This window comes from Sphingobacterium sp. NPDC055431 (assembly GCF_053644255.1).
This window is the reverse complement of record NZ_JBSHLH010000021.1, coordinates 14,006-36,950: the sequence shown is the minus strand read 5'-3', so window position 1 is coordinate 36,950 and position 22,945 is coordinate 14,006. Positions and strand designations below refer to the sequence as shown.

The 22,945-nt window shown below is 39.6% G+C and carries 18 protein-coding genes; 9 read left to right on the top strand and 9 right to left on the bottom strand.

Going from position 1 to position 22,945, the window contains the following annotated elements:
• The first annotated feature begins 11 nt into the window (after nucleotides 1-11).
• The 5 genes from ACWIB3_RS15920 (at nucleotide 12) to ACWIB3_RS15900 (ending at nucleotide 2,385) form a co-directional block, all read left to right on the top strand.
• Nucleotides 12-350: a hypothetical protein gene (locus ACWIB3_RS15920; RefSeq protein ID WP_454292107.1), complete on the top strand. Its 339-nt coding sequence runs from the start codon at nucleotides 12-14 to the stop codon at nucleotides 348-350.
• A complete protein-coding gene (locus ACWIB3_RS15915; RefSeq protein WP_185213832.1) occupies nucleotides 343-903 on the top strand; it encodes an RNA polymerase sigma factor in 561 nt (186 codons plus the stop codon). The genes ACWIB3_RS15920 and ACWIB3_RS15915 overlap by 8 nt, the downstream gene beginning before the upstream one ends.
• The gene (locus ACWIB3_RS15910; RefSeq protein WP_185213831.1) at nucleotides 884-1,231 is read left to right on the top strand and encodes a hypothetical protein; all 348 of its coding nucleotides are present in this window, start codon (nucleotides 884-886) and stop codon (nucleotides 1,229-1,231) included. Before ACWIB3_RS15915 ends, ACWIB3_RS15910 begins: the two co-directional genes overlap by 20 nt.
• Before the next feature lie 96 nt (nucleotides 1,232-1,327).
• A complete protein-coding gene (locus tag ACWIB3_RS15905; protein WP_214648504.1) occupies nucleotides 1,328-1,831 on the top strand; it encodes a GNAT family N-acetyltransferase in 504 nt (167 codons plus the stop codon).
• Nucleotides 1,832-1,839: 8 nt separating this feature from the next.
• Entirely contained in the window at nucleotides 1,840-2,385 is a 546-nt protein-coding gene (locus tag ACWIB3_RS15900; RefSeq protein ID WP_185218319.1) for an AAA family ATPase, read from the top strand.
• 49 nt (nucleotides 2,386-2,434) lie between these two features.
• Here ACWIB3_RS15900 and ACWIB3_RS15895 read toward each other — a convergent pair whose 3' ends face one another.
• From ACWIB3_RS15895 to ACWIB3_RS15885, 3 genes are all read right to left on the bottom strand, one after another.
• On the bottom strand, nucleotides 2,435-4,015 hold the full coding sequence (locus ACWIB3_RS15895) for a RagB/SusD family nutrient uptake outer membrane protein (RefSeq protein WP_185213829.1): 1,581 nt from the start codon (nucleotides 4,013-4,015) through the stop codon (nucleotides 2,435-2,437).
• Nucleotides 4,016-4,032: 17 nt separating this feature from the next.
• On the bottom strand, nucleotides 4,033-7,161 hold the full coding sequence (locus ACWIB3_RS15890) for a SusC/RagA family TonB-linked outer membrane protein (RefSeq protein ID WP_454292106.1): 3,129 nt from the start codon (nucleotides 7,159-7,161) through the stop codon (nucleotides 4,033-4,035).
• 444 nt (nucleotides 7,162-7,605) lie between these two features.
• Nucleotides 7,606-8,274, bottom strand: a complete 669-nt coding sequence (locus tag ACWIB3_RS15885; RefSeq protein WP_454292105.1) for a hypothetical protein — start codon at nucleotides 8,272-8,274, stop codon at nucleotides 7,606-7,608.
• 644 nt (nucleotides 8,275-8,918) lie between these two features.
• Here ACWIB3_RS15885 and ACWIB3_RS15880 point away from each other — a divergent pair.
• Entirely contained in the window at nucleotides 8,919-9,854 is a 936-nt protein-coding gene (locus ACWIB3_RS15880) for a hypothetical protein (protein ID WP_454292104.1), read from the top strand.
• Nucleotides 9,855-10,010: 156 nt separating this feature from the next.
• On the top strand, nucleotides 10,011-11,039 hold the full coding sequence (locus tag ACWIB3_RS15875; protein WP_185213824.1) for a LacI family DNA-binding transcriptional regulator: 1,029 nt from the start codon (nucleotides 10,011-10,013) through the stop codon (nucleotides 11,037-11,039).
• Nucleotides 11,040-11,085: 46 nt separating this feature from the next.
• On the opposite strand, the gene ACWIB3_RS15870 is transcribed toward ACWIB3_RS15875, so the two are convergent.
• The 5 genes from ACWIB3_RS15870 to ACWIB3_RS15850 all read right to left on the bottom strand — a co-directional run bounded on the left by ACWIB3_RS15870 (nucleotide 11,086) and on the right by ACWIB3_RS15850 (nucleotide 17,972).
• On the bottom strand, nucleotides 11,086-11,556 hold the full coding sequence (locus ACWIB3_RS15870) for a hypothetical protein (protein WP_313262186.1): 471 nt from the start codon (nucleotides 11,554-11,556) through the stop codon (nucleotides 11,086-11,088).
• A 131-nt stretch (nucleotides 11,557-11,687) separates the two neighbouring features.
• The gene (locus tag ACWIB3_RS15865; RefSeq protein ID WP_454292103.1) at nucleotides 11,688-13,136 is read right to left on the bottom strand and encodes a TolC family protein; all 1,449 of its coding nucleotides are present in this window, start codon (nucleotides 13,134-13,136) and stop codon (nucleotides 11,688-11,690) included.
• Nucleotides 13,126-16,287 (bottom strand): efflux RND transporter permease subunit, encoded by a 3,162-nt coding sequence (locus ACWIB3_RS15860; protein ID WP_454292102.1) that lies wholly within the window; start codon nucleotides 16,285-16,287, stop codon nucleotides 13,126-13,128. Before ACWIB3_RS15860 ends, ACWIB3_RS15865 begins: the two co-directional genes overlap by 11 nt.
• Nucleotides 16,288-16,312: 25 nt before the next feature.
• Nucleotides 16,313-17,395, bottom strand: coding sequence for an efflux RND transporter periplasmic adaptor subunit (locus ACWIB3_RS15855; protein ID WP_454292101.1), 1,083 nt, complete (start codon nucleotides 17,393-17,395; stop codon nucleotides 16,313-16,315).
• Between the two features lie 172 nt (nucleotides 17,396-17,567).
• Nucleotides 17,568-17,972: a hypothetical protein gene (locus ACWIB3_RS15850; RefSeq protein ID WP_454292100.1), complete on the bottom strand. Its 405-nt coding sequence runs from the start codon at nucleotides 17,970-17,972 to the stop codon at nucleotides 17,568-17,570.
• A 351-nt stretch (nucleotides 17,973-18,323) separates the two neighbouring features.
• Between ACWIB3_RS15850 and ACWIB3_RS15845 the strand changes: the two genes are divergently transcribed.
• Both ACWIB3_RS15845 and ACWIB3_RS15840 read left to right on the top strand, forming a co-directional pair.
• A complete protein-coding gene (locus ACWIB3_RS15845; protein ID WP_454292099.1) occupies nucleotides 18,324-18,764 on the top strand; it encodes a YceI family protein in 441 nt (146 codons plus the stop codon).
• Nucleotides 18,740-18,850 carry a hypothetical protein gene (locus ACWIB3_RS15840; RefSeq protein ID WP_454292125.1) on the top strand — a complete coding sequence of 37 codons (111 nt, stop codon included), beginning with the start codon at nucleotides 18,740-18,742 and terminating at the stop codon, nucleotides 18,848-18,850. The genes ACWIB3_RS15845 and ACWIB3_RS15840 overlap by 25 nt, the downstream gene beginning before the upstream one ends.
• A 162-nt stretch (nucleotides 18,851-19,012) precedes the next feature.
• Here the strand turns inward: ACWIB3_RS15840 and ACWIB3_RS15835 are convergent, their stop codons facing one another.
• Nucleotides 19,013-22,876 (bottom strand): TIM-barrel domain-containing protein, encoded by a 3,864-nt coding sequence (locus tag ACWIB3_RS15835; protein ID WP_454292098.1) that lies wholly within the window; start codon nucleotides 22,874-22,876, stop codon nucleotides 19,013-19,015.
• Nucleotides 22,877-22,945 lie beyond the last annotated feature (69 nt).

Sequence of the window (22,945 nt, the reverse complement as noted above, 5' to 3'; positions counted from 1 at the left end):
AATCAAATATTATGGAAGCATTCGAAGTATTAATTCCAATTTCATTTTTTGCTTGTATTGTACTGTGTACATATTTTATCAGCAAATATAGGTCAGAAACGATTACCAAATTAGGCGGACCGATTCCGAGAACACCGGGTAAACCAAATTCTTGGAAGAAAATTGGGGTTGTGGTCATTGGATTTGCCCTTGGATCTCTATTGTCAGGTCTATTATTTGCCTTGCACATTCTGAATGATTCTGATTGGGATGGTTTTATCATTATTGGGCTCATTGCCTTGACTGTAGGAGTTTCATTAATTTTTGCGGATAAACAGGACAAAAAAGAAGAGAACAGCATTGATGGATAGTCTTTACATAGACAAAGTTCTTTCTGGAGATCGCCATGCCTTTAGCTACTTTATCAGTACCTATAAAGACATGGCCTTTTCCATTGCTATCTCTATTGTAAAAAATGAACTTCTCGCAGAAGAAGTTGCACAAGAGTCCTTTGTTCAAACCTATCTTTCACTCAAAAATTTTAAGGGCAATTCCAAGTTCAGTACTTGGTTTTACAAGATCGTGGTTCATTGCTCTTACAAAATGATCCAAAAAAAAACCATTCAATTTGTGGAACTAGACCTAGGTCAACATGATCTTCAATTTGATGACCATGCCTTGAAAAACTTGATGATAGAGGAACAGAAACAAATGATAAACGAAGTGCTGAGAAGGCTACCCAGCAATGAAGCCCTCGCCTTGAGGTTGTTTTATCTTGAGGAATTGCCAGCGGCGGAGCTATGTGAAATCACTGGCTGGACCACTGCCAACTGTAAAATCATTCTTTTTCGTGCTCGGAAAAGAATGGCATTTGAACTAAACAAAGAAATAAACAGCATGTATTATGGAAGAGAACAGGGATGACTTCAAGGAGATCATGAAGATGGCAAAATTGGAGATGCCTTTTGATGATTTTGATGCTAAGGTAATGTCTAAGATTGAAAAAATTGAAGCAGAGAAAGAATCAATCAGTAAGTCCAGGAAATATGCATTGATATTTTTTGCAGCAGGTACGCTTTTTGGAATCTGCTTAAACTATCTGGTCACTGAACTGATATTTCCAAAAATCACAGATCTTCAGCTCCGAAATTATCTAGGATTATTCTCCCAGATGCTTTATGTCCTGCTGATCGTATTGTTCAGCGACAAGATCTTGAAGCTGAGAAGACATATTAAAAACCCTGAACTATAAATTTGCGGTTACCATTGTCTTAAGTTTTTATAAATCCTTCAAAAGCAAAGCCTAATTACATTAATAATTTTTACTTTTATTAAAATTTATTGATTTATGATGGATTTAGATCAGTATAAACTGCTGAAGTTTGTAAACACCAGCATGGACTTTGACAACTACTTCAAGTTGGTAAACGACAGTAAGGTGATGGAAATGATTACAGAAAGGCCCTTTGAATATGCAGAAGCCAGAGAGGACTTCAAAAAACTCTTAAAATTAAACTCCATCTCCCCTAACTTTGGTACCTTTAAAATAGTAGAAAAGAAAAAAGGTTCATTTATTGGATTAGCAAAACTTGAAATCACGGAGTCCAATGCTGACATTGCTGAATTAGGCTACATTATCATTCCTGAATTCTGGGGAAAAGGCATTGCCAGCCAAATAGCCGAACATTTAGTCCAATACTCAAAATCTATTAAAAACCTAAAGGGACTATTTGCCATAATTGACCCCAAAAATTATGCATCCAAAAAGATCTTAACTAAAAATGGCTTTCAATCTAGGGAATTCCGTGACTTTAACGGCCTTCCAGGGGAAATATTGGAGCTTATATTTTAAAAATATTAATGAAGAAAAGTATTAGAAACTACTATGTGCTCACTGGTGGACCGGGAACTGGCAAGACCAGCTTATTAACACTGCTTGCAGAAAAGGGGTTTCCATGTATTCCAGAAGTAGCCCGAGAAATCATCAAAGAACAAGTGTTGAACAGAGGCTCTGCTCTACCCTGGGCCGACAAAGAAGCCTATGCCAATCGGATGTGGTCTGAATCTCTGTGTTCCTATAAGTTGACCCTACAGCGATTTGAAAATGAGGTGGTCTTCTTTGACCGAGGCTTGTTGGACAGCATTTGCTATATGGAAATGGAAGACATAAAGATCAGTCAGGAAATTCAGGATGACCTGAGTTCAGCTTTGTACAAAAAGGTATTTATCCTTCCACCATGGGAGGAAATTTACGTAACGGATTCTGAAAGGAAACAATCTTGGGCCGAGGCATTGGAAACCTTTGAATCCATGAAAAAAGTATATGAGAAATATGGTTATGAGACCATTGAAGTCCCCAAACTGTCCATAGCGGAGCGGGTTCAATTTATCGAAAGGAATTTATAAAAAAGGCTACCTAAAATATTAGGTAGCCTCTCCATTTTAAATTATCGCCTTAATTTTTAGATTGGTAATCTTTATTTTGAGTCAATTTAGGATTACGTTGAAGTTCATCCAGAGAGATTGGCCATAAAAGGTCAGAATCTTTGAATGTAGCTCCTGAAGCATTTTTGCCTCCAACTAAGTTTATGTAAGTAACTTTTCCTTTTTCAGTATCTGAAATAACAGGGAATTTACCGGTACGCAAACAGTCGTCCCACATCTTAAACTCAAGTGGCAATTCACGAAGACGTTCAGTCCATACTTCTTCAACAAAGGCAGTTGGAGAAAGAGCCTGAAGTTCTGTTGTGTACTGGGCCACTGTTTTATTGGTTGTGCTCGCACGAGCTTTGATCCTTGCCAAGTATCCTGCAGCTTCTGCGGTAACCGCATTGGCAGCTTTAGCTGTACTTTCAGCAGCGATCAATAACGCCTCTGCATAACGGTAGATATTGAAATCTTTGGTACCACGACCAGAAGTCAATATCGCAGCCTCATCTACATAGTACCAAACACCTGCATCATCAGATTTCCATATCTTTCCAGTGTTTGGGTTTTTATATTCCCAATGGAAAAATTGGTTAGGCTGGATCCTTAAGTCGTCTGCTTTGTACACGTTCAAGAACTTTTTGGTCGGTCCATAAACGCGTTCGAAGATGGCATATTTGTCAAATACAGCCGTAGCAGAAGAGTTGAATCCATAAGTTGGCCACCAACCACTTGAAGAAATCGTTCCGTCAAATTCATACGCATAGATTGACTCTGCTAAGTTATCTGTAGTACGCAACTTGTTGTAAGCACTCTTCAATTTTAAGTCCTCATTTGCTGTCAAGCTGTGCGGAGAGTTTACCACCATTTTAGAATAGGTAGCAGCCTCTGCAAATTTACCTTGTTGTAAATAAACATTCGCAAGCGTCATTGCCGCAACATATTTAGTAATACGGTTCTTGTTCTCTGTGAAAGTCACTGCTGGCAATCCATCGACCGCATCTTTAAGATCTTTCTCGATAGCTTGATAAACCGTAGCTACAGGAGAACGCTCAAGGTAAAGGTTGTCAAGATTTTCAGTAGGTTCCAAGTGCAAAGGCACATCTCCGAATGTTTTCACCAAATAGAAGTAGTTGAAAGCTCTGAAGAACTTAGCAGTAGCGATCAAGGTCTTCTGTTGGTTGGCATCCGTAAATGGAATCTCAGGGATATGTTTCACGGCACCATTAGCGATATTGATGGAATTGTAACTATCATTCCAAATCGTGTTCATGGTGTTGGATACGATACGGGTGTTTTCCTGTCTGTTCAATAATCTTGAATATTGACAGATCAACTCTTGGTTTTCATAAGAGTTGGTAAAGTACCCCGTTAAAAAGGTAGGGATGGAAGCCGTTGGACCGAGGTATGCACTTCCTGCATTTCCGTATCTTACGGTAGCTCCCCTACGGTATAATGCATTGACATTTCCTATTGCTTGGGCCTCTGTTTTATAGAAGAAATTTAAAGTCTCATTGGACTTAGGCTGTTCCTCTAAAAACTTCTCACAGGAACTCAGACCAAGCACACCTGTCAATAGTATAGCGATTGCAAAATTTCTAGTTTTCATAATAATAATTCTATAGATTATAAGGTCAGGTTAACTCCGAAAGTGAAAGTCTTAGCTCTTGGGTACGAGAAGAAAGTCATGTTCTGACCGAATTTATTTCCTTCACCCAATGAAGTACTTTCTGGATCGTATCCTTGGAAGTCTTTGTTGGTAAACAACCATGGGTTATTCGCACTTGCATAGATACGCAATGCCGAGAAGCCCATTCTGCTAGCTAGGTCTGACTTGAATGAATAACCCAATTGTAGCACGTTAACACGTAGGTATGAACCATCAACCACCCATTGTGAATCCACATTGGTATCCTGTCCAGCGTGACCATTGTTTGTCAAATATATCGCCTGCTGCATGGTACCTGGATTAGTTCCATTATATGCATCGGTCAAGATAGTTTTCAAACCATTGGTAATACCGAAACGGTCATAGGTCGAGTGGAAGAACTGTTGCATGGTCTCTACTCCGTAAACAAACTGAAGGTCAACGGTTAAGTCGAAATTCTTGTAGTTCACGGTGTTGATAAAGCTACCCATCCAATCAGGCACACCTTGTCCTAAGATTCTTTGGGTCGTAGAACGTTTTGGTCTACCGATCTTGTTCTGATCGATCTCTCCGTTTTCGAAATCCTGAACGGTATAGATCTTTTCTCTTTCGTATCCATAGAAACTGTTCAAGTTCTCGCCTACACGGATGATACTGTTAGGTCCACCAACCCATCCGTTCAATAGGATGTCTTCGTTGTTTTCACCTAGTTTCAACACCTTGTTCTTGTTGTAGCTACCGTTCAAGCTGATATTCCAGGTTAGGTCATCTCTGCGGATCGGATTAGCAGTAACCAATACCTCTACCCCACTGTTTCTAACTGAACCGATGTTTTTCCAAACATCATTGAATCCTGTTGAATAAGGAACCGGTGCTCTCAACAATAGGTCTGTTGTTGTTCTATTGTAGTATGAGATATCAAAGTTCAATTTGTTTTCGAACAAACCTAATTCAAAACCAGCATCATAAGTTTTGGTCTTTTCCCATTGTAATCCTGGGTTACCAAGGTTTCCTACCACATAAGATGGTTCACGGTTACTATTGATCAAAGTAGTACCCGCGCCGATCATGAACAATGATGAATATGGATCGATCTCCGAGTTACCGGTGATACCGTAAGACGTGTGAAGTTTTAGGTTGCTAACTGTATTTTGGTCTCTCATGAACTGTTCGTTGGAAACATTCCATGCTAAACCTGCAGATGGGAAGAAACCATATTTCTTATCCTGTCCAAATTTAGAGGAACCATCCGCACGAGCAGTTAAAGTAACTGAATAACGGTCATCGTAGCTATAGTTACCACGAACGAAATAGGAGTTCATCGCCCATTTGTTTGTTCCTGAACCTGGAGAACCTGGGATAGAACCAACACCTAAGTTGTTATATTCATAAGCATCGGTAGTAAATCCTTCCGTACGGGTATTGAAACCGAAATAGGTACGTTCCTGCCAAGAAAGACCCGCCATAGCATTTACCCTATGTTTGTCGAAAGTCTTGTTGTAGGTTAGGTACGTTTCTTCTTGCCAATACAGGTCATTCCAGCTGCTCACTTCAGCCCAACCGTTAGGTCTTGAGATGTTATTCAATAAAATAGAAGAATATCCTCTGTATTCTTTTCTATGGTTGTCAATACCGAATTGAGTTTTCAGGTCTAAACCATCAGCAATATGGAAAGTCAATGCCGCATTACCGAAGATTTGGGTATTGTAGCGCATTCTCTTCTGCAAATCCAAGATAGAAACTGGGTTTGCCATACCTTCAAATGCCAACACGTTAGAAACCGTTGAAGATGAAGAGTTAGTGTATTTACCATCCGGTTGGTAGATAGGTAACCATGGAAGCATTTCGATCATGGTACGACGTGCATCCTGACCCCCACCATCCTCCGGTGTATGTTGGCCCCAAGTATGGTTTGCCAATAAGTTCACACTAGTCGATAACCATTCCTTAACTTTAGAATCATAGGCTAATTTACCGTTGATACGTTTGCTGTAGGTATTGTTCACCACCCCTTGGTTTTCAGAGTAGTTCAAGAACGCACCAACCGATGAATTCTCGTCACCTTGTTGGATGTCGATCTGGTGGTTATGGGACAGGGAATTCCTTGTCGCCTCTCTCTGCCAGTCCGTATTGTACAATGGGTTACCGCTTGCATCGAAATAGTTCGGGTCATTGAACCAGGAATTCTTGTTCAGGTTCCAGTTCTTGCCCTGCCATTTGTTTTCGTTCTCAAGACCGATCATAAAGGCATCCACCCATTCCTGACCGCTCAGAACATCCATGTAGCGCTGAACAGAGTTACTGCTCACAGAACCTTGGTAGCTGATTGTCCTTCTGCCATCCTTGTTTCCCCTTTTGGTCGTAACCAAGATAACACCGTTGGCACCACGCGCACCATAGATCGCTGCTGATGAAGCGTCTTTCAATACTTCGATACTCTGGATATCGTTCGGGTTCAACAAATGGAAATCTTGCATCACCACTCCATCCACCACGTAAAGTGGGTTTGAAGAAGAGTTGATGGTGTTTGTACCACGGATAATCACCCTATTGGCATAGGCACCTGGCTGGCTCGAGTTGGAATAGATGTTGACACCTGGCGCTTTACCCCTCAAGTTTTCTAGGGGACTGAAGCTCTGTGCCTTGATCATGTCCTCTCCTTTTACGTTGGAGATCGAACCCGTCACATCAGACTTTCTCATGGTACCATAACCTACAACCACCAATTCCTCGATCTGTTGATCGGAACTTTCTAGCGAGAAGTTCATGGTGCTGGAACTTACCGTTTTCTCTTGGGACTTGAACCCTAAGAAATTGGCAACGATTACCTGACCGGTATTTGCTGCAATGGAGAAGTTACCATTGTCGTCGGTCTGCGTGGCGGTATTGGTACCTTTGACAGAGATGGTCACCCCTCCCATAGGCTGGTTAGTACCTGCATCACGGACAACGCCTGAAACGGTCTGTTGCTGCAAATTAGTGGTTAGGACTGCGTTCGGTCCAAAGCTAACATTGGCATTAGCCGGACTGTAACTAGTTGCGAGGAGCACTAAGGGAATAATCCATAGCCTCTTGCCTCTACGAGTAAAATTGTCAGAATTCCACATAAAAATATAGTTAATAATAAATAATGCTAAAACGATTTATAATTTTGGCTCTAAAAATCTCAAATACAGGTTTCCTAATTAAATAACTGTGTTAGGTGTTCTCTTCAATAGTTAAAGTTCATCACGAATTAACGCAATAAATTTGATTTCAGCTATACTTTTTAAAAATTTTATAAACTCTTTCGTGTTTTGTAATAATGGTTAAGGAATGTAAATAGTTATAACTAGCTATTAAATTATATTCTAATAGCAAAGACAGCAATTCACAATAGTTAATTTTACTCAATAAATTTACAGGAAAATAATGGAAAACCTAAACGGAATTGTAGATATATTTCTATATTATCAGTAATTATGAGAAAATGTAATTCTGAAAAAATCGATAAATTTTTTATTTCAAGACAATAAATGGAGTTTTTTGGAGGACATGGGAACAAGAAAGACTCAGGATTTTGACGCTAGGAATGAAATATCCTCAACTTCAAGCACATGCTTATTGTAACCATGTATGGATACGACGATCATGGCTTTTGCGACTTCTTCTAAGGTTAGGAAATAGGTTCTGTTGAACGGTCTCAGGATTGGATAGAGGGCAGTAATCAGTTTAAAGATACCCTTGACATTTTTTGCACCGGGGGTAGGACGCATAAATGCGGGACGAAAATTGTACACAGCTTTAAAAGGAAGTTTCATCAGGTCATTTTCAGTCTTACCCTTTACTCTAGCCCACATGGTCCTTCCTTGTTCGGAGCTATCGGTTCCTGAACCCGAAACATAGCAGAAAGTCATGTCTTGATTGATGGCCAATAGTTTTTTGGCAAAGCCTAAAGTTAGGTCATAAGTTAACATGCTGTATTTTTGTTCATCCATGCCTACGGAAGAAACACCAGCACAGAAATAACAGGCATTGTACGAAGATAGATCCTCTCCTATGCTTTCAATATCCTGAATATCAGACAGAATCGCTTGTGATAATTTGGGGTGTTGTAGCGGATATTCCTTTCTGTTGACAATCAATACCCTTTCTACTTCAGGATTGACTAAACATTCCTGAAGCACTCCTTCCCTAACCATTCCAGTTGCCCCCGTAATAATCACTTTTAATTTTTGCATACCTATTCTAGATTCCAATATCTTGAATTAAAATTTCTACATAAATTATTCCAAAAATTGAATGTAAAACCACATAAGTTTTAAACCCACATTAATTAACAAATTGACTTCTTGCTATTGTTTCTTAAAAATTAACACAAATACATATTGCAGAAATATTATTCACCCAGATAACTAATCTACAAGCCCAACTATTGGATAAATGAGGGTATTAATATTAAATTAATATTATTAGCATGATTACTGCTTCCTACCACAATCTTGATCCAGTGATCCGATCCAGTTAGCCTAGCTATCTGTGGTAAAATTCTCAATGGTCTTAGTTTCCGCATCTCCAAACAGACATCAAGAATAATGATTGATTTGTACCCTTTTTTTGATTTAGGATATCGATTTCGTCAAATTAATAGAAGCTTTACATTCCTCTTGAATAATTATCCTTTTTTTAATACAGTTGTATGCTATAAACTATGCTGATTTGGTCGTTCCTTTCACTAAGCTTGGTAGTTCTTGAAAAAAATCAAGAATAATCTTAACCTAGAATAAACTTTTACTCATTTCCATTGTCTATCTTTAAACAATTAGCGCTAGAAGAAATTAAAATAAAGCGCATTTAATGCCAACACACTAACTGATAACAGATTATGAAAAATTTCACTTTCCTATTCTTATTCCTATGCTTAAGCTTGTTTTTTACTAGCTGTGACAAGACCGAAGAAAAAATTGATTCCGAAGACCCATCCTTTCAACTCATTGAGAACCACAAGGAAATTAAAGGAAAAGTATCTTTCAATGGGGGGAATGAAAATTGCGGAAAAATTTATGTTTCGGCCCAAATTGAAGCTGCGGAAGGTAAATATGCTGAAATTACCTTTACCATACTCTCCAATGGTGAATTGGTATCCGTAAAGTACAACACAAACACTCCTACTGGACATGGTGTTTTCTATTCCCAAACTATAGAGCCTAAAAAATCCTTTTCTATTGAAGACTTTAAATATGACCCACAGAATCAAACGGTGTCATTTAAATTTAAGGGAAAGATTTTTGAATTCCCTAATGCTAAATCTGAAAGGGAAATCGAGGGATCCATCCAGGCCAAAGAGATTGGATCTGTGGGATGTGAAGCACTCATTTTTGACATTAGAACCACTAATCCAAAATTTCAGTTCTTTTCGACAATAAGCTCTTCTGGTAAATCGCTCTCCAACGTTACGAATGAATATTATGATTACAGGTATAATACCTTTTCCAATTCAGGCCAACATTTGGTATTAAAATTAGAAAATGGCATATCCAGCTATTTGGGTCAAGAAATTGATCTTGATGTAGAAAACCAAAAAAACTGGGTTGAATATATGGAATACATAGGACCTTTTACTGCAAATTACAACTATAGTATAAATCCAGGAGAGTGGAAAAAATTTAAGGTCAAGGGAAAAATCCAATCCCTAAAAAAGCATTCAAATCCTCCAGAGAGTTTTGGAACTTATTACGAGGGTTTCATGGTTTTAGATATCTATGATAACGAGAAGCTGATCGTTGAAAATGCTGTCTTACCTTTCGAGCTAAGTAAATAAAAATCTTTAAGTAAAGGCTAAAAAAGACATCCAATTTAACTTAAATTGGATGTCTTTTTATTAAAAAGGAAGAATAAATTGCCAAAATCATTTAAAATTTGTTTATTTAAATTTTTAGAAATCTCCCTATCAGGATCATTTCAGGATGAACTAATTATGACAGAACGTAAGACTTTAAAGGATATTGCCAGAGACTTAAAACTATCTATTTCTACCGTTTCCAAGTCTCTATCAGATAGTTATGAAATCAGTGAGTCTACTAAAAAAATGGTAAAAGACTATGCTGAAAAACATAACTATGTCCCTAACAAGGTCGCTCGGACATTGAAAACAGGCAAGACCAACACGATTGGTGTCATCGTTTTTAATATCAGCAATACGTTTATCTCCCAAGTCCTTGATGGGATCCATAAGGGATCCCAAATTGATAAATATGATATCATCATCATGCAGAGCCGTGATGATGTCAATTTGGAAAAGCATGCCATTGAGGTGCTAAAGATGCGTGGAATTGATGGCCTTTTGATATCCCCTGTTTCTTTCAATTCAAATTATGAACAATTAAAGAGCCTACAGGATTCGGGGATCCCGGTGGTTCTATTTGACCGGGTAAACCATGACCTGCAAACCCATAAGGTTGGAATCGACAACCAACTGAGCGCCTATGATGCCACCGAACACCTCCTGAACTCTGGAAGGAAGAATATTTTACATATCACGGGTAAAAACATAGGAGTTTCGGAAGCCAGATTAGTAGGGTTCCAGAAATGCCTGAAAGACCATAAGATAGAATTTGATAATAATTTTTACCTAGAATGTGACTATAGCAAACATGATGAAATCGAAGATTCAATCATAAAAAAGCTGAACTATCTAAAATCTACAGGAAACATGGTCAATGCCATCTTTGGTGCAACCGATGACATCACCACCCTGACCTTGGGCATATTAGCTGAAATGAACATCAAGGTTCCCGAAGAGGTTTCAGTCATTGGCTTCTCCAATATTAGGATTCCAAACTCCCTTAACCCGTCCCTTTCCACAGTGGTTCAACCTACAGAAGAGATTGGAATGATTGCCTTCCAAAAGTTAGTGGAGCTGATCAATGCCAAATACCCAATTGAGGAATATGAAACCATTGAACTAAAGACTAAATTGATCCCTAGGAAATCTTCAGTACTCTAAAAGCAAAAACACCTATAACAAAGTACAGGTGCTTTTAAATAATATCTTAAATTCTATAACGTAATCCTATAAAAATCGTAGATGGATCAATTCCTTCTGCTTCAAAATAAAACTTAGGTTTGTATCCCACAAAAGGAGAAAACTTCTTGATGTCGAACTGGAATCCAGCCTGCGCATTTATGATAATATCATTAGCATCCGTTCCGCGAATCCCTTCAAAACCTAATCCTGCCCCCACAAACACACTCGGCATCTTTTTCAAGAGCAATACGGTATATAGATAATCGGCACCTATATAGTAAACATCATAATCACCTAATCCTACCTGAGCTTGAATAGCTTGTCTTTCTCTGAAATCATATTTAGCATTGACCGAATATAGCTTGGCATAGGTGGGCGACTCCATGTTCCATTCTAAATGTGCTCCGATAGAAAATGGATTAGACTGGGCATTGGAATGCAAATGAATAATAGTAATTAGAGTTAACAAGAAAAGACTCTTTGTAATTTTAAGCATAATGATTTGTTAATGGGTTAATAAATAATCGCCAAATATATAAAAATTACTACATCAACAATGCTAAAAATAAAAAGGGAGCAGAATTACCGCTCCCTTGAAAACTAACCCTAATAATATTAGAAGGAAGTTTATTTCCACCCCCCTCCTAATGCTTTATATACATTAACAACTGCATTGAGTTGTTGTTTTTTTGTTTCGATTAATTCGAGCTTTGCATCCAATACGTCCCTTTGTGTCATCAAAACTTCTAAATAATCTGCCCTTGCAGACTTGAAGAGTTCATTGGATACATCAATGGATTTATTCAATGCATCCACTTCTTGGTTCTTATAGACATATCCTTTCTCCAAATTGTCAATATTGGACAGCTGGGTAGATACTTCGGTGAAAGCATTCAACAGGGTCCGTTCATAATTATAGATGGCTTGGATCTGCCTTGCATTTGCGGAATTGAAATCCGCCTTGATGGCGTTCTTATTCAAAAGTGGTGCAGTAAGGTCCCCCGCTAAATTATATAACAAGGATTCCGGCAACCTGAAAAGATAAGATGGTTTAAATGCCTGAAGTCCAAAAGCAGCTGAGATATCCAGTGAAGGATAGAATTCCTTTCTGGCCACCTGAACATCCAATTTTGACGCAGCAAGTTCATGCTCTGCCTGTAGGATATCAGGGCGGTTATTCAGCAATTGACTTGGAATCCCCGTTCTCACTGTTGCAGGAACTAGATCAATGAAATTAGCTTGGTTTCTTGCAATTTCCTGCGGATACCTACCTAAGAGAAAATTGATCCTGTTTTCCGTTTCCTTGATCTGTTGCAAAGTAGAAAATTCCATTCCCTTGGTTTTTGCAACCTCTGCCTCAAACTTTTTAACAGCCAATTCCGTTACCCGGGTTGCTTCCTTTTGGATCTTCACGACCTCCAAGGCTTTTTCCTGCAGCTGAATGTTCTGACGAATGATGGACAGTTGATTATCCAAGGCCAATAACTCATAATAGGAATTGGCCACTTCAGCAATCAGGCTGCTCAGCACAAAGTTCTTACCTTCCACGGTTGCCAAATAACGGTTTACCGCTGCCTGTTCAGAATCTTTTAACTTTCGCCAGATATCAACCTCCCAATGGGCAAAAACAGAAACATTTAGATCACCTAAGGGATCGGGCATCTCATGTCCAGGAGTAATTTCTGTGGAAGCATCACCTGCTCCTTGCGAGGTATAGCGACACACTTTTTCGACTCCCCCCCCAGCTCCAATGCCCACGATAGGTTTCAATGCTCCTTTTCGGAGCATGATATCATTCTTGGCAATCTCCAGTTCCTGAAGGGTAATGTTCAGTTCCTGATTATTCTTTAAAGCAGTATCGATCAATGAAATCAGGTTTGGATCTGTAAAGAACTCCCTCCATTTCACGTTGCCTGAGTTTGTGGTATCTTGGCTGGCCAATGAATCCACAAAACTGGTCGGCATTACTTTATTTTCTTTCTTCTGCGTTGCCTGAGGCACTTTACAGCTTGATACAGAAAGTGCCAATATTCCGACGGCAACCCAATTGAAGCAGTTATATTTTTTATTTTCCATCGATTTCTTCAGATAAAGGGTTTTCGTCTTCTTGTTTAATCAATTTACGTTTGGAGGCGATTGTCCCGAAAATAAAGTACAATCCCGGGATCACAAGGACCCCGAAGATGGTACCGAACAGCATCCCTCCTGCCGCCGCGGTACCAATCGTTCGGTTCCCAATAGCACCTGGACCCGTAGCCAGGACTAATGGAATCAATCCTGCAATAAATGCAAATGAGGTCATCAAGATCGGTCTGAAACGGACTTTTGCACCTTCCATGGCTGCTTCAAAAATGCTCAGGCCTTCTTGATGTTTCTGAACAGCGAACTCCACGATCAATACGGCATTCTTACCCAGCAGACCGATCAGCATGACCAGTGCAACCTGCGCATAGATGTTATTCTCAAGATGCAACAGTTTCAATAGGAAAAAGGCACCGAAGATTCCGACAGGTAGGGAAAGTATCACAGCAAATGGGAGGATAAAACTCTCATATTGCGCTGCCAAAATCAAATAGACAAAGCCTAAACAGATCATGAATATATAAATGGCCTGGTTACCACGGGCTACCTCATCCTTCGAAATACCCGCCCAATCAATGGCATAGCCACGTGGCAAGCTTTTCAGAGCAACTTCATTTACTACATTGATCGCTTCGCCAGAACTAAAGCCCTGTTTCGCTGACCCAGAAATCTCTGATGCCAAATACATATTATGTCGGGTAATCTCTGAAAGTCCATATACCTTTTCCATATGCATAAACTCAGAAAATGGCACCATTTCGCCTTTATCATTTTTGGCATATAGCTTTAAGATATCCTCAGGCAAAGCTCTATATTGAGGTAAAGCCTGAACCATGACCTTATATTGTCTATCGAACTTGATGAAGTTGGTTTCATAGTTCGATCCTACCAAGGTAGACAGGGTGGTCATCGCATTATCTATGGAAATACCCTTTTGTTGAGCTACTTCATTATCGATTTTTAAAAGGTATTGCGGAAAACTTGCACTAAAGAATGTAAATACAGATGCCAGTTCTGGCCTATTGTTCAACTCCTTCACAAAATCCTTGCTCACCTGTTCCATTTTCTGGAAATCATTGTTACCGGTTTTATCCAACAACCTCAATTCAAATCCTCCGGCTGCTCCATAACCAGGTACTGCTGGTGGTTGGAAGAACTCAATGGATGCTCCAGGAATGTTTTCAGCACTTTTCTCCAATTGCTCAATGATCTCTAAAGCAGATTCCTTCCTTTCTTCCCAACCTTTCAAATTGATCAATAGTGTCCCGGTATTTGCTGCCGTACCTTCATTCAGGATTTCATAACCTGCAAGTGAAGAAACGGATGCTACACCATCGATATCCTCTGCTTCTTTCTGCAAATCCAATGCAGCCTTATTTGTCCGTTCCAAGGTTGATCCTGGTGGGGTCTGTATAATGGCATAAATCATCCCTTGGTCTTCATTGGGGATAAAGCCTGAAGGCACACTATTATTTAGGAAATAGGCTCCAATACAAAAACCGATCAATATCAGGAAGGTTAATATGCGTTTGTTTACAATCTTACTCAGCAACTTGACATAGCGGTTCTGCATATTGTCAAATCCTCTATTGAAGGAATCCAGAAATTTATCAACGATGGATTTCTTACGAGGCTTTCCATGGTTGTTCTTTAGGAGAATGGCACATAATGCCGGAGTCAAGGTCAATGCCACAATACCCGAAAGGATAATGGAGGTCGCCATGGTAATCGAGAACTGACGGTAAAAGATGCCGACAGGTCCCGACATAAAGGCTACAGGAATAAACACCGCAGCCATCAAAAAGGTAATCGCGATAATTGCACCTGCAATTTCATGCATAGCCTTTTTGGTTGCTTTATAGGCCGATACATGGTGTTCCTCCATCTTCTTGTGCACTGCCTCGATGACGACGATCGCATCATCAACGACCACCCCAATAGCCAGCACCAAGGCAAAAAGGGTGATCAAGTTGATGCTGATCCCAAAAAATTGCATAAACAAGAATGCTCCGATCAAAGACACAGGAACGGCAATCGTCGGGATCAAGGTCGATCGTAAATCCCCTAAAAACAGAAATACCACCAAAGCCACCAAAATAAAGGCTTCGACCAAGGTATGTACTACCTTTTCCATAGAAGCATCCAAGAATTTGGATACATCGTAACTTATCTCATAGTGCAGCCCTTTGGGAAAAGATTGCTGCAGCTCTTCCATTTTCGCTTTGACATCCTTGATTACCTGAGAGGCATTACTTCCATAGGATTGTTTCAGGACAATCGCTGCAGAAGGTCTCCCGTTCAAGGTGGAGTAGATATCGTACATGGCAGAACCGAAATGTATATCGGCTACATCTTTCAATCTCAAGATCTCCCCATTTGGATTTACCTTAAGGATGATATTGCCATATTCCTCCTCCGTCGTAAAACGTCCGGAATACTTTAGGATATACTCAAAGGATTGGGATTTTATACCCGAAGACTCACCGGCTCGACCTGGAGAAGCTTCTAGGCTCTGTTCCTCAAGGGCTTTCATCACTTCTTCTGAAGAAACCTTATAGGCTGTCATCCGATCGGGTTTCAACCAAATACGCATGGCATATTCCCTGTTTCCCAAGATATCGGCGACACCCACACCTGGAACACGCCTCAACTCTGACACCACATTGATATCCGCAAAGTTGTACATGAAATTCCCATCTAAATCCTTTTCGTCACTGTACATATTGATGTACATCAACATATTGGATTCCTCTCGGGTTATTTTTACCCCTTCACGGACCACAATCGGTGGAAGCTTATTGACTACCGAAGCTACCCTGTTCTGTACATTGACGGAGGCTTGGTTAGGGTCGGTCCCTAAATCAAAAACGATCTGAATACTGGCTTCCCCATCATTTCCGGCATCGGAAGCCATATATTTCATGCCGGGCACCCCATTGATTGCCCTTTCTAATGGGATGATGACGGCTTTGATCATCAACTCTCCATTCGCACCTGGATATTCTGCTTTCACATTTACCTTCGGTGGAGAGATTGACGGAAATTGTGTTACTGGCAATTGTGTCATGGCCAATACCCCTAAGAATACGATAATAAGGGATATGACAATAGAAAGTACCGGTCTATTTATAAATCTGTTAAACATGTTATTCTATTTTTTTCCTTACAACTTATTCTGTTCTGATCTTTAAATTTGAGATGGCATCTTTCGGCTCCACATACTCATATTTGATCTTTTCGCCATCCTTAACTTTTTGCAATCCTTCTAGAAGGATCTTATCGTTCGGCGCAATTCCTCCCGCAACGACATATAGATCGGGTAGCGAAGCACTGATCTTGATCGGTTGCGAAACGACTTTTCCATCCTTGCCGATCATGAATACATACTTTTTATCTTGAACTTCGTAAGTTGCCTTTTGTGGAATCAATAGGGCACGCTTCATTGGAACTTTCATCAAGACCTTTCCAGTCTCTCCGTTCCGCAGTAATTTATTCGGGTTAGGGAATCGAGCACGGAAAGCGATATTACCGGTTTCGATATCGAACTCTCCTTCAATGGTTTCCACCATGCCCTTATGTTCTAACTCTTCATTGTTCGCCAACAATAGGGAAACGTGATTATCGGCACGGTTGGCCACATTGCGTTGATAATCTAGATACTCGGGTTCGGAGACATTGAAATAGGCAAACATCTGCGAGTTGTCCGACAAGCTCGTCAATAGCTCCCCTTCATCAACCAAACTTCCCAATTTCAATGGAATCCTATCAATAGTACCATCAAATGGTGCTCTAACCTCTGTAAAGTTTAAGTGTATTTTTGCTATCGCTGCCTCAGCCTTTGCCCGTTCCAGTTTCGCTTTTGCCATTGCCAGTTCATTCGGCGATACGATATTCTTATCAGACAGGTTTTGGGTATTCTGAACTTCGATCTGCGCGACTTCAACCTCAGCCATTTGTTTGTTCAGTTCGGCTTGGTACATGGTAGGCTTGATACGGAACAGCAATTGACCCTTTCTGACCGTTTGGCCTTCATCGACATAGATTTGCTCGAGATATCCTTTCTCCAGCGCACGCAATTCAATATTTCTTACAGATTTAATCTGGGACACATACTCTTTGTTAAAGCTCGTGTCAATTTCTGCCGGAGAGGTTACAGTGTATCTGAAAGCCTCTTCCTTTTCTTCTTTTTTTTCATTGCAAGACACTAGGCACAGTACAGCCAGTGAACTCATGAGCATGACAACTCTCTTCATTTTGTTTTAAAGATTTTTTTAAAGTTTTTGAATGTAAAATGGGCTTGAACCCAAATGAGGGATAAGGACATTCAATAGTCAATGAAGATTGTTAGTGCTTAAGAAAATAATAATTAAGATACCATCAAATCAACAGCATAAAATGCCAATGACCATTGAAGTATCAAGGGTATTAAATTCTCAAGGAGCGTTGAGAAATGAAAATAGGATTGGGATTATTATCGAGGATAAAATCCGTAGATTTCTGATGTGTTTTTTTTGGAAAAAACAACAGAAAGGAAAAGGCAATCAGACAAGAATAGAAAGCCATCTGAAGATGATAGTCCTTCCACAGTTGGAAATACTCAGATTCTTGTTCTAAAAGGATATGCTCTGCATGCCCTCCTAATCCATTAGAATTTGTTTGCGTGTATTTTAACTTTTGAAACTCATGTTGCTGAGCTGGGCTAATACTGCCAGCAAAGTTCTCCATAAAACTGATAGCGGGTCTATCAGAATGATTGATTACCTCATGACTGTTCCCACTCCTTATTAACAGGAAGAAGAAAAAAAGTACAAATGTGACAATCGTTTTCATTTGAAGGCAAATATACTATGTGGAATAATAATTCAAATGGCTTTAACAGATTTTAACCGTCATAATTCCGTCAGTAATTCATTATCAATTATTTAATTTTTATTATCAATCATTCCATTAGTGATAATTATGCCTTTTGTCGTAAATTTAACCTAGAGTAAAGACCAAGTTCAATATCCCTGTAAAGAGGAAATATGAATAGCAAAGGAAATCGCGAATAAATTCTTGCCCACTATTCTAAATATTTTAATTAACATTCCATTTCTTAACATACATCAATGTGCAAGAATAAATTTCCCCTCATCTTTGTTGAACAAAAACAAATAGAGAATAAATAAAGAGAATAATATTATGGCAAATTGGAACTTAGATACCGCACACAGCGAAATCGAATTTAAAGTAAAACACATGATGATCTCCACAGTAAAAGGTCATTTTGAAAACTTCAATGTTAGTGTAGAAAATAGCGAAGATGTACTAGATGCTGCAAAACATGTATCAGTAGAAATCAAAGCTGATTCCATCAACACTAAAAACAGCCAACGTGATCAACACTTAAAAAGTGAAGATTTCTTCGCTGTATCTCAATTCCCAGATATCAAATTTGTTTCCACTGGAATCGAAAAAGTAGATGACGATGAATTCAAATTAACTGGTGACTTAACAATAAAAGATGTGACCAAACCTGTTACTTTCGATGTAGAATTCGGTGGAATTGGTAAAACCCTTGGGGCAACCAAAAAGCTGGTTATACCGTTTCTGGTAAAATCAACCGTAATGACTTCGGATTAACTTGGAATGCTGCCCTTGAAACTGGTGGTGTAATGGTGAGTGAAGACGTGAAATTCCAAGCTGACTTACAATTCGTTCTAGCATAAGTGAATTATTAAAACCAGGAAAGGCCAGATTAATCTGGCCTTTCCTGGTTTTTAGACTTAAGACATAAGATACAAGACAGTAGAATTTTCAGCCGTCCTAAAACAGCAGACTAAATTCAAACTTCCCCCCTTAGAAAGGCTCTTGTGTCTGATGTCTAGTGTCTATTGCCTTGAGCCTAGTGTCTTCATGCTCTTACTAACGATCATGACATCCTTGGCTTTCAAATTAAACTGACCAGCACGTTTAGCCTTCAATTTTATGGTTAGGATCAAACCATCTTTGGAGTTGATGACTTCCTTATCACCTAAGTTCACAAATGTAGGGTATAAGGCTTTCTGACCATTGCTATGCAATCTGTCATTGGTCATATTGTTCATTTGTTTTGCGAGATGATTGTCAATTCCTACGAATTCAAAATCTTGAGGATTATATGGCAGGGCAAATGAGAATGCATTGACATCCTTCAAGTTATCTGCTTTCACGTGAACTTCCACGATATCATCCTTGCTGAAATTAGATTTAGATGCAGAAACCTTCAGTGATCCTGAAAGCTCTTCCTTCGGATCTAACTCAACGCCCCCTTCTAACTTCGTAGCAACAGCTGAAATATCATACGCGTCAATCAACCCATTTTTGTTGATGTCTCCATTGCTCACGTAGCCCTCAAAGTCGGCATCTCCCATTCTCAAACCTGTATAGTTGGTATAGGAAGTCAGGTCATTGATATCGATCAATCGGTCATTATTGATATCACCAGGACGGTAACTATCCGTTCCAGGAACCTTAAACACATATAACTCCCTTCCAGAACCAAAATCTCCAACAGCTTTAGAAACTTTCAACTTCACAAACCTTGCTTTCGGCTGGTCCCTAAAGCTGAATTCCTTCATACTATCATTGTTCTCCCATTTGAAACCACCGGCTTCAGTCCACACCTCCTTATCATTGCTGAATTCCACCTTACCTTCCAACAAGATTCCATTTCCTCTTCCAGATCTTGGTAAATATTGAAACTTATCCAACTGGTTAAAACTGTTCAGGTCCACTATCAAATCAAATGGAACTGCCTTCTGTCCCCACTTCGTATGCCACATATTACCCTCATCAAAATCCACCAAATTATCAACTCCCTCTGATCCTTGATTAGGCACAGATGTTTCAGCAGATAATCCTGTTATGGCAAATTGCAATGGATTCGATTTGGTAGTCTGTTCAAATTCCTTCCAATTTGAAACACCGTCCTTGTTTACCGACCTGATCTTGAAATTATAATTGGTTTCAGGTTTCAATCCTTCAAACAGGAGATGATTGTCTTGGATATAACTATACTGCTGTCCATCAAATTCTATTTCATAATAGTCTGCATGCTCTACCCGATCCCATGTTGGCTCTAAAGTATAAGCCTTTGTCTTTTCCTCTGAAATGCTAACGGTACTCGGTGCGCTGAGTACCCCTGTCGATTTTTTAAAGCGATCTACTGGCGCATATTCAAAGCCTTGAATTGTTAAACTGATCGAATTTATGGTAACATCAGTTTCCTCAACTTTCACCAATAACTGTGGATTCTTAATGATCTCTGTATGCTCAAATAGGGAGCCTTTGGAAGAGAAAGCATTCAAATTCGGCCTTCCCTCATAATAGTACACATTATTTGAACGCTCAAATTCTGCCTTAGAATTCACCTCCTTCAGTTTTAAGTTTTTCTTTCCAACTTTCACCGCAATCTTCTTTGGCTTTTTGGTCATATTGACCCAAAACTCTGTGCTCTTTTCCTTCTCAAAACCTTTAAAATCACCTTCGGCATTATGAACCAGAATCTTCACCTCTGCCTTCTTTTCAGCATCCGATTCAATGCATGTATAAACCCCCTCTTTATTTAAATAAGCTTGAGTAAATCCATCATCATCATATTCGTAGAAATGTGATTTTCCAGCAGGATAAATTTCATATATCCTGTGCTTTTTATTGATTTCTTGGACATTGTTATTAGGGTTTACCCGTGGAATAATTGCACCGGCCTTAATAAAGACCGGTGTTTTCCATATCGGAGCATCAAAATTATTCACGATGGTGTTCCCTGCATAGAGGTCGCCAGAGAAATAATCTATCCAATTTCCTTCTGGAAGGTAAATACCGTTACGTATATCATTCCCTAAGGAATCAACTTTGGTTTCCTGATAGATTGGAGCAACCAAAATAAAAGGTCCATACAGGAATTGATATTGCGTGGCAGAACCTTGGGTATAAGGGTTAGGATAATCCAGCATCATCGCGCGGATCATGGGTTTTCCATCAATGGCCTCCTTTGCTATACTGTATGCATAGGGCAAAAGCTCAGATTTCAACTTCAGATAGTTTCTGTTGATCGATGTAAAAGGTTCACCTAGAGCATGTGGGTATTTTTCATTCGAACCCCAGCCGTCCATATTCAATTCCATCGGTGTAAAGGTCTTCCATTGGAAATCTCTTGTATTCACCTTTGTGTTCTTTCCGCCGAAAATACCATCCATATCGGAAGTGATATTAGGTTGCCCCGACAAACCAGAACCAATATAGGTCGGAATATGGAATCGTATATACTCCCATTGCCCTCCGGTCTGATCTCCAGACCAGATACCAGCATATCGTTGCGTACCTGCCCAGCCATCCAATGAGATAATAAATGGACGTGCATCATTGCCATAATATGGCATGATATGTCCCACATCGGCAACACCGTTCAACCCGAAGGAATATCCCGCACCGACCCAGGCCACATCTGTTTTTAAAACACGAACCCCAGCATCACGAACCTCTTTCACGATATCCCTTTGCAGCAAGGCATCTATACTATCCTTTGGATGCAGATCTGATTGCGTCCAAAGCCCTATCTCCACGCCTTTTGAACGAGCGTATTCACCTAATGATTTAAGGTTTTGGATATTTCCATCTAATGTTTTCTCTTGCCCATATCCGGCTCCATATCCATCATTCGGCAATATCCAACCCAATGGCATATCATGCTGTTGATACCGATCAATAACCGCTCTTGCTGAAAATTGATAATTGTTCTTTTCGCCGTTCAATGATTCCTTGGTACCGCCTTCATCCTTTTGGCTTTCCTTATACCGTTTCCCATCTTCGAATAAAACGCCTTTTTCATCTTCCTTCCAAAAGTCGCGGTTGTAGGCATTCAGGTGCCCTTCATAAAAACCAAACTTTGGCAACAATATGGGGTTTCCGGTTAACTGATAGAAATCGTTCAATACTCCGACCGGATTATCGCTGACCATAAAAAACAAGTCCAGATAATCGGTATCATGGCTAAGCTTTACCTTTCCTTTTTCAGTATTGCCAAAATCATACTTCCCTTTCTTAAAGGTGTACCACATCATACCGTAGCCTTTAGTTGACCAATAAAAGGGAGTTGGCGAGGCTACACCCCCATCTGTCCAATTATTGGTATTCTCGATAGCGATGGATTTTCCTTTATGGGAAAAACGACCGTTCTGCACACCACCACCATAAAAGTATTCCGTTGGATCTTCAGCTAACTGAAGACTAACTTTCTTCTTGTTGAATGCTATTGGGGCAATTGATTGGGTTACCAATTGCTTATTCTTGATGTTGTAGATCTTAAATAGGCCATTTGCTTTGCTGATTTCCATCGCGGCTTCCTTACTGGAAATAAACCAGGAACCATCTTTCTCATTGACTTCAAAATTGTGCAGCTTCTTCCGAGGATTATTTACCAAGATCTGGGCAGCTGGCTCTGCCTGCGGGTCCCTCAGCACAGCAGATTTATTGTCCTGAAATAACCTGAAAATATTGTCAGCATAAAAATCAACCAATAATAATTGATCGTTACTGAATTTGATTTGGACTGTAGTGGGATTAATCTTCTGCACCGATTGAACCCGGACAGAATCTTCTTGAGTTTGTTGTTTTAATGTCCCTGCAGCAACAAAACTTGTCGCAGGAGATGCCGTGCTAAATAATAGCGATAAGCCCAAAGCCCAAAAGAGCTTTTGTTTGTTTCTATACATGCTATACGATCAAATAAAATACTTCTATCTGTTTATAATCGTATGTTTTAAAAAAGGTTTTTAAAGGTA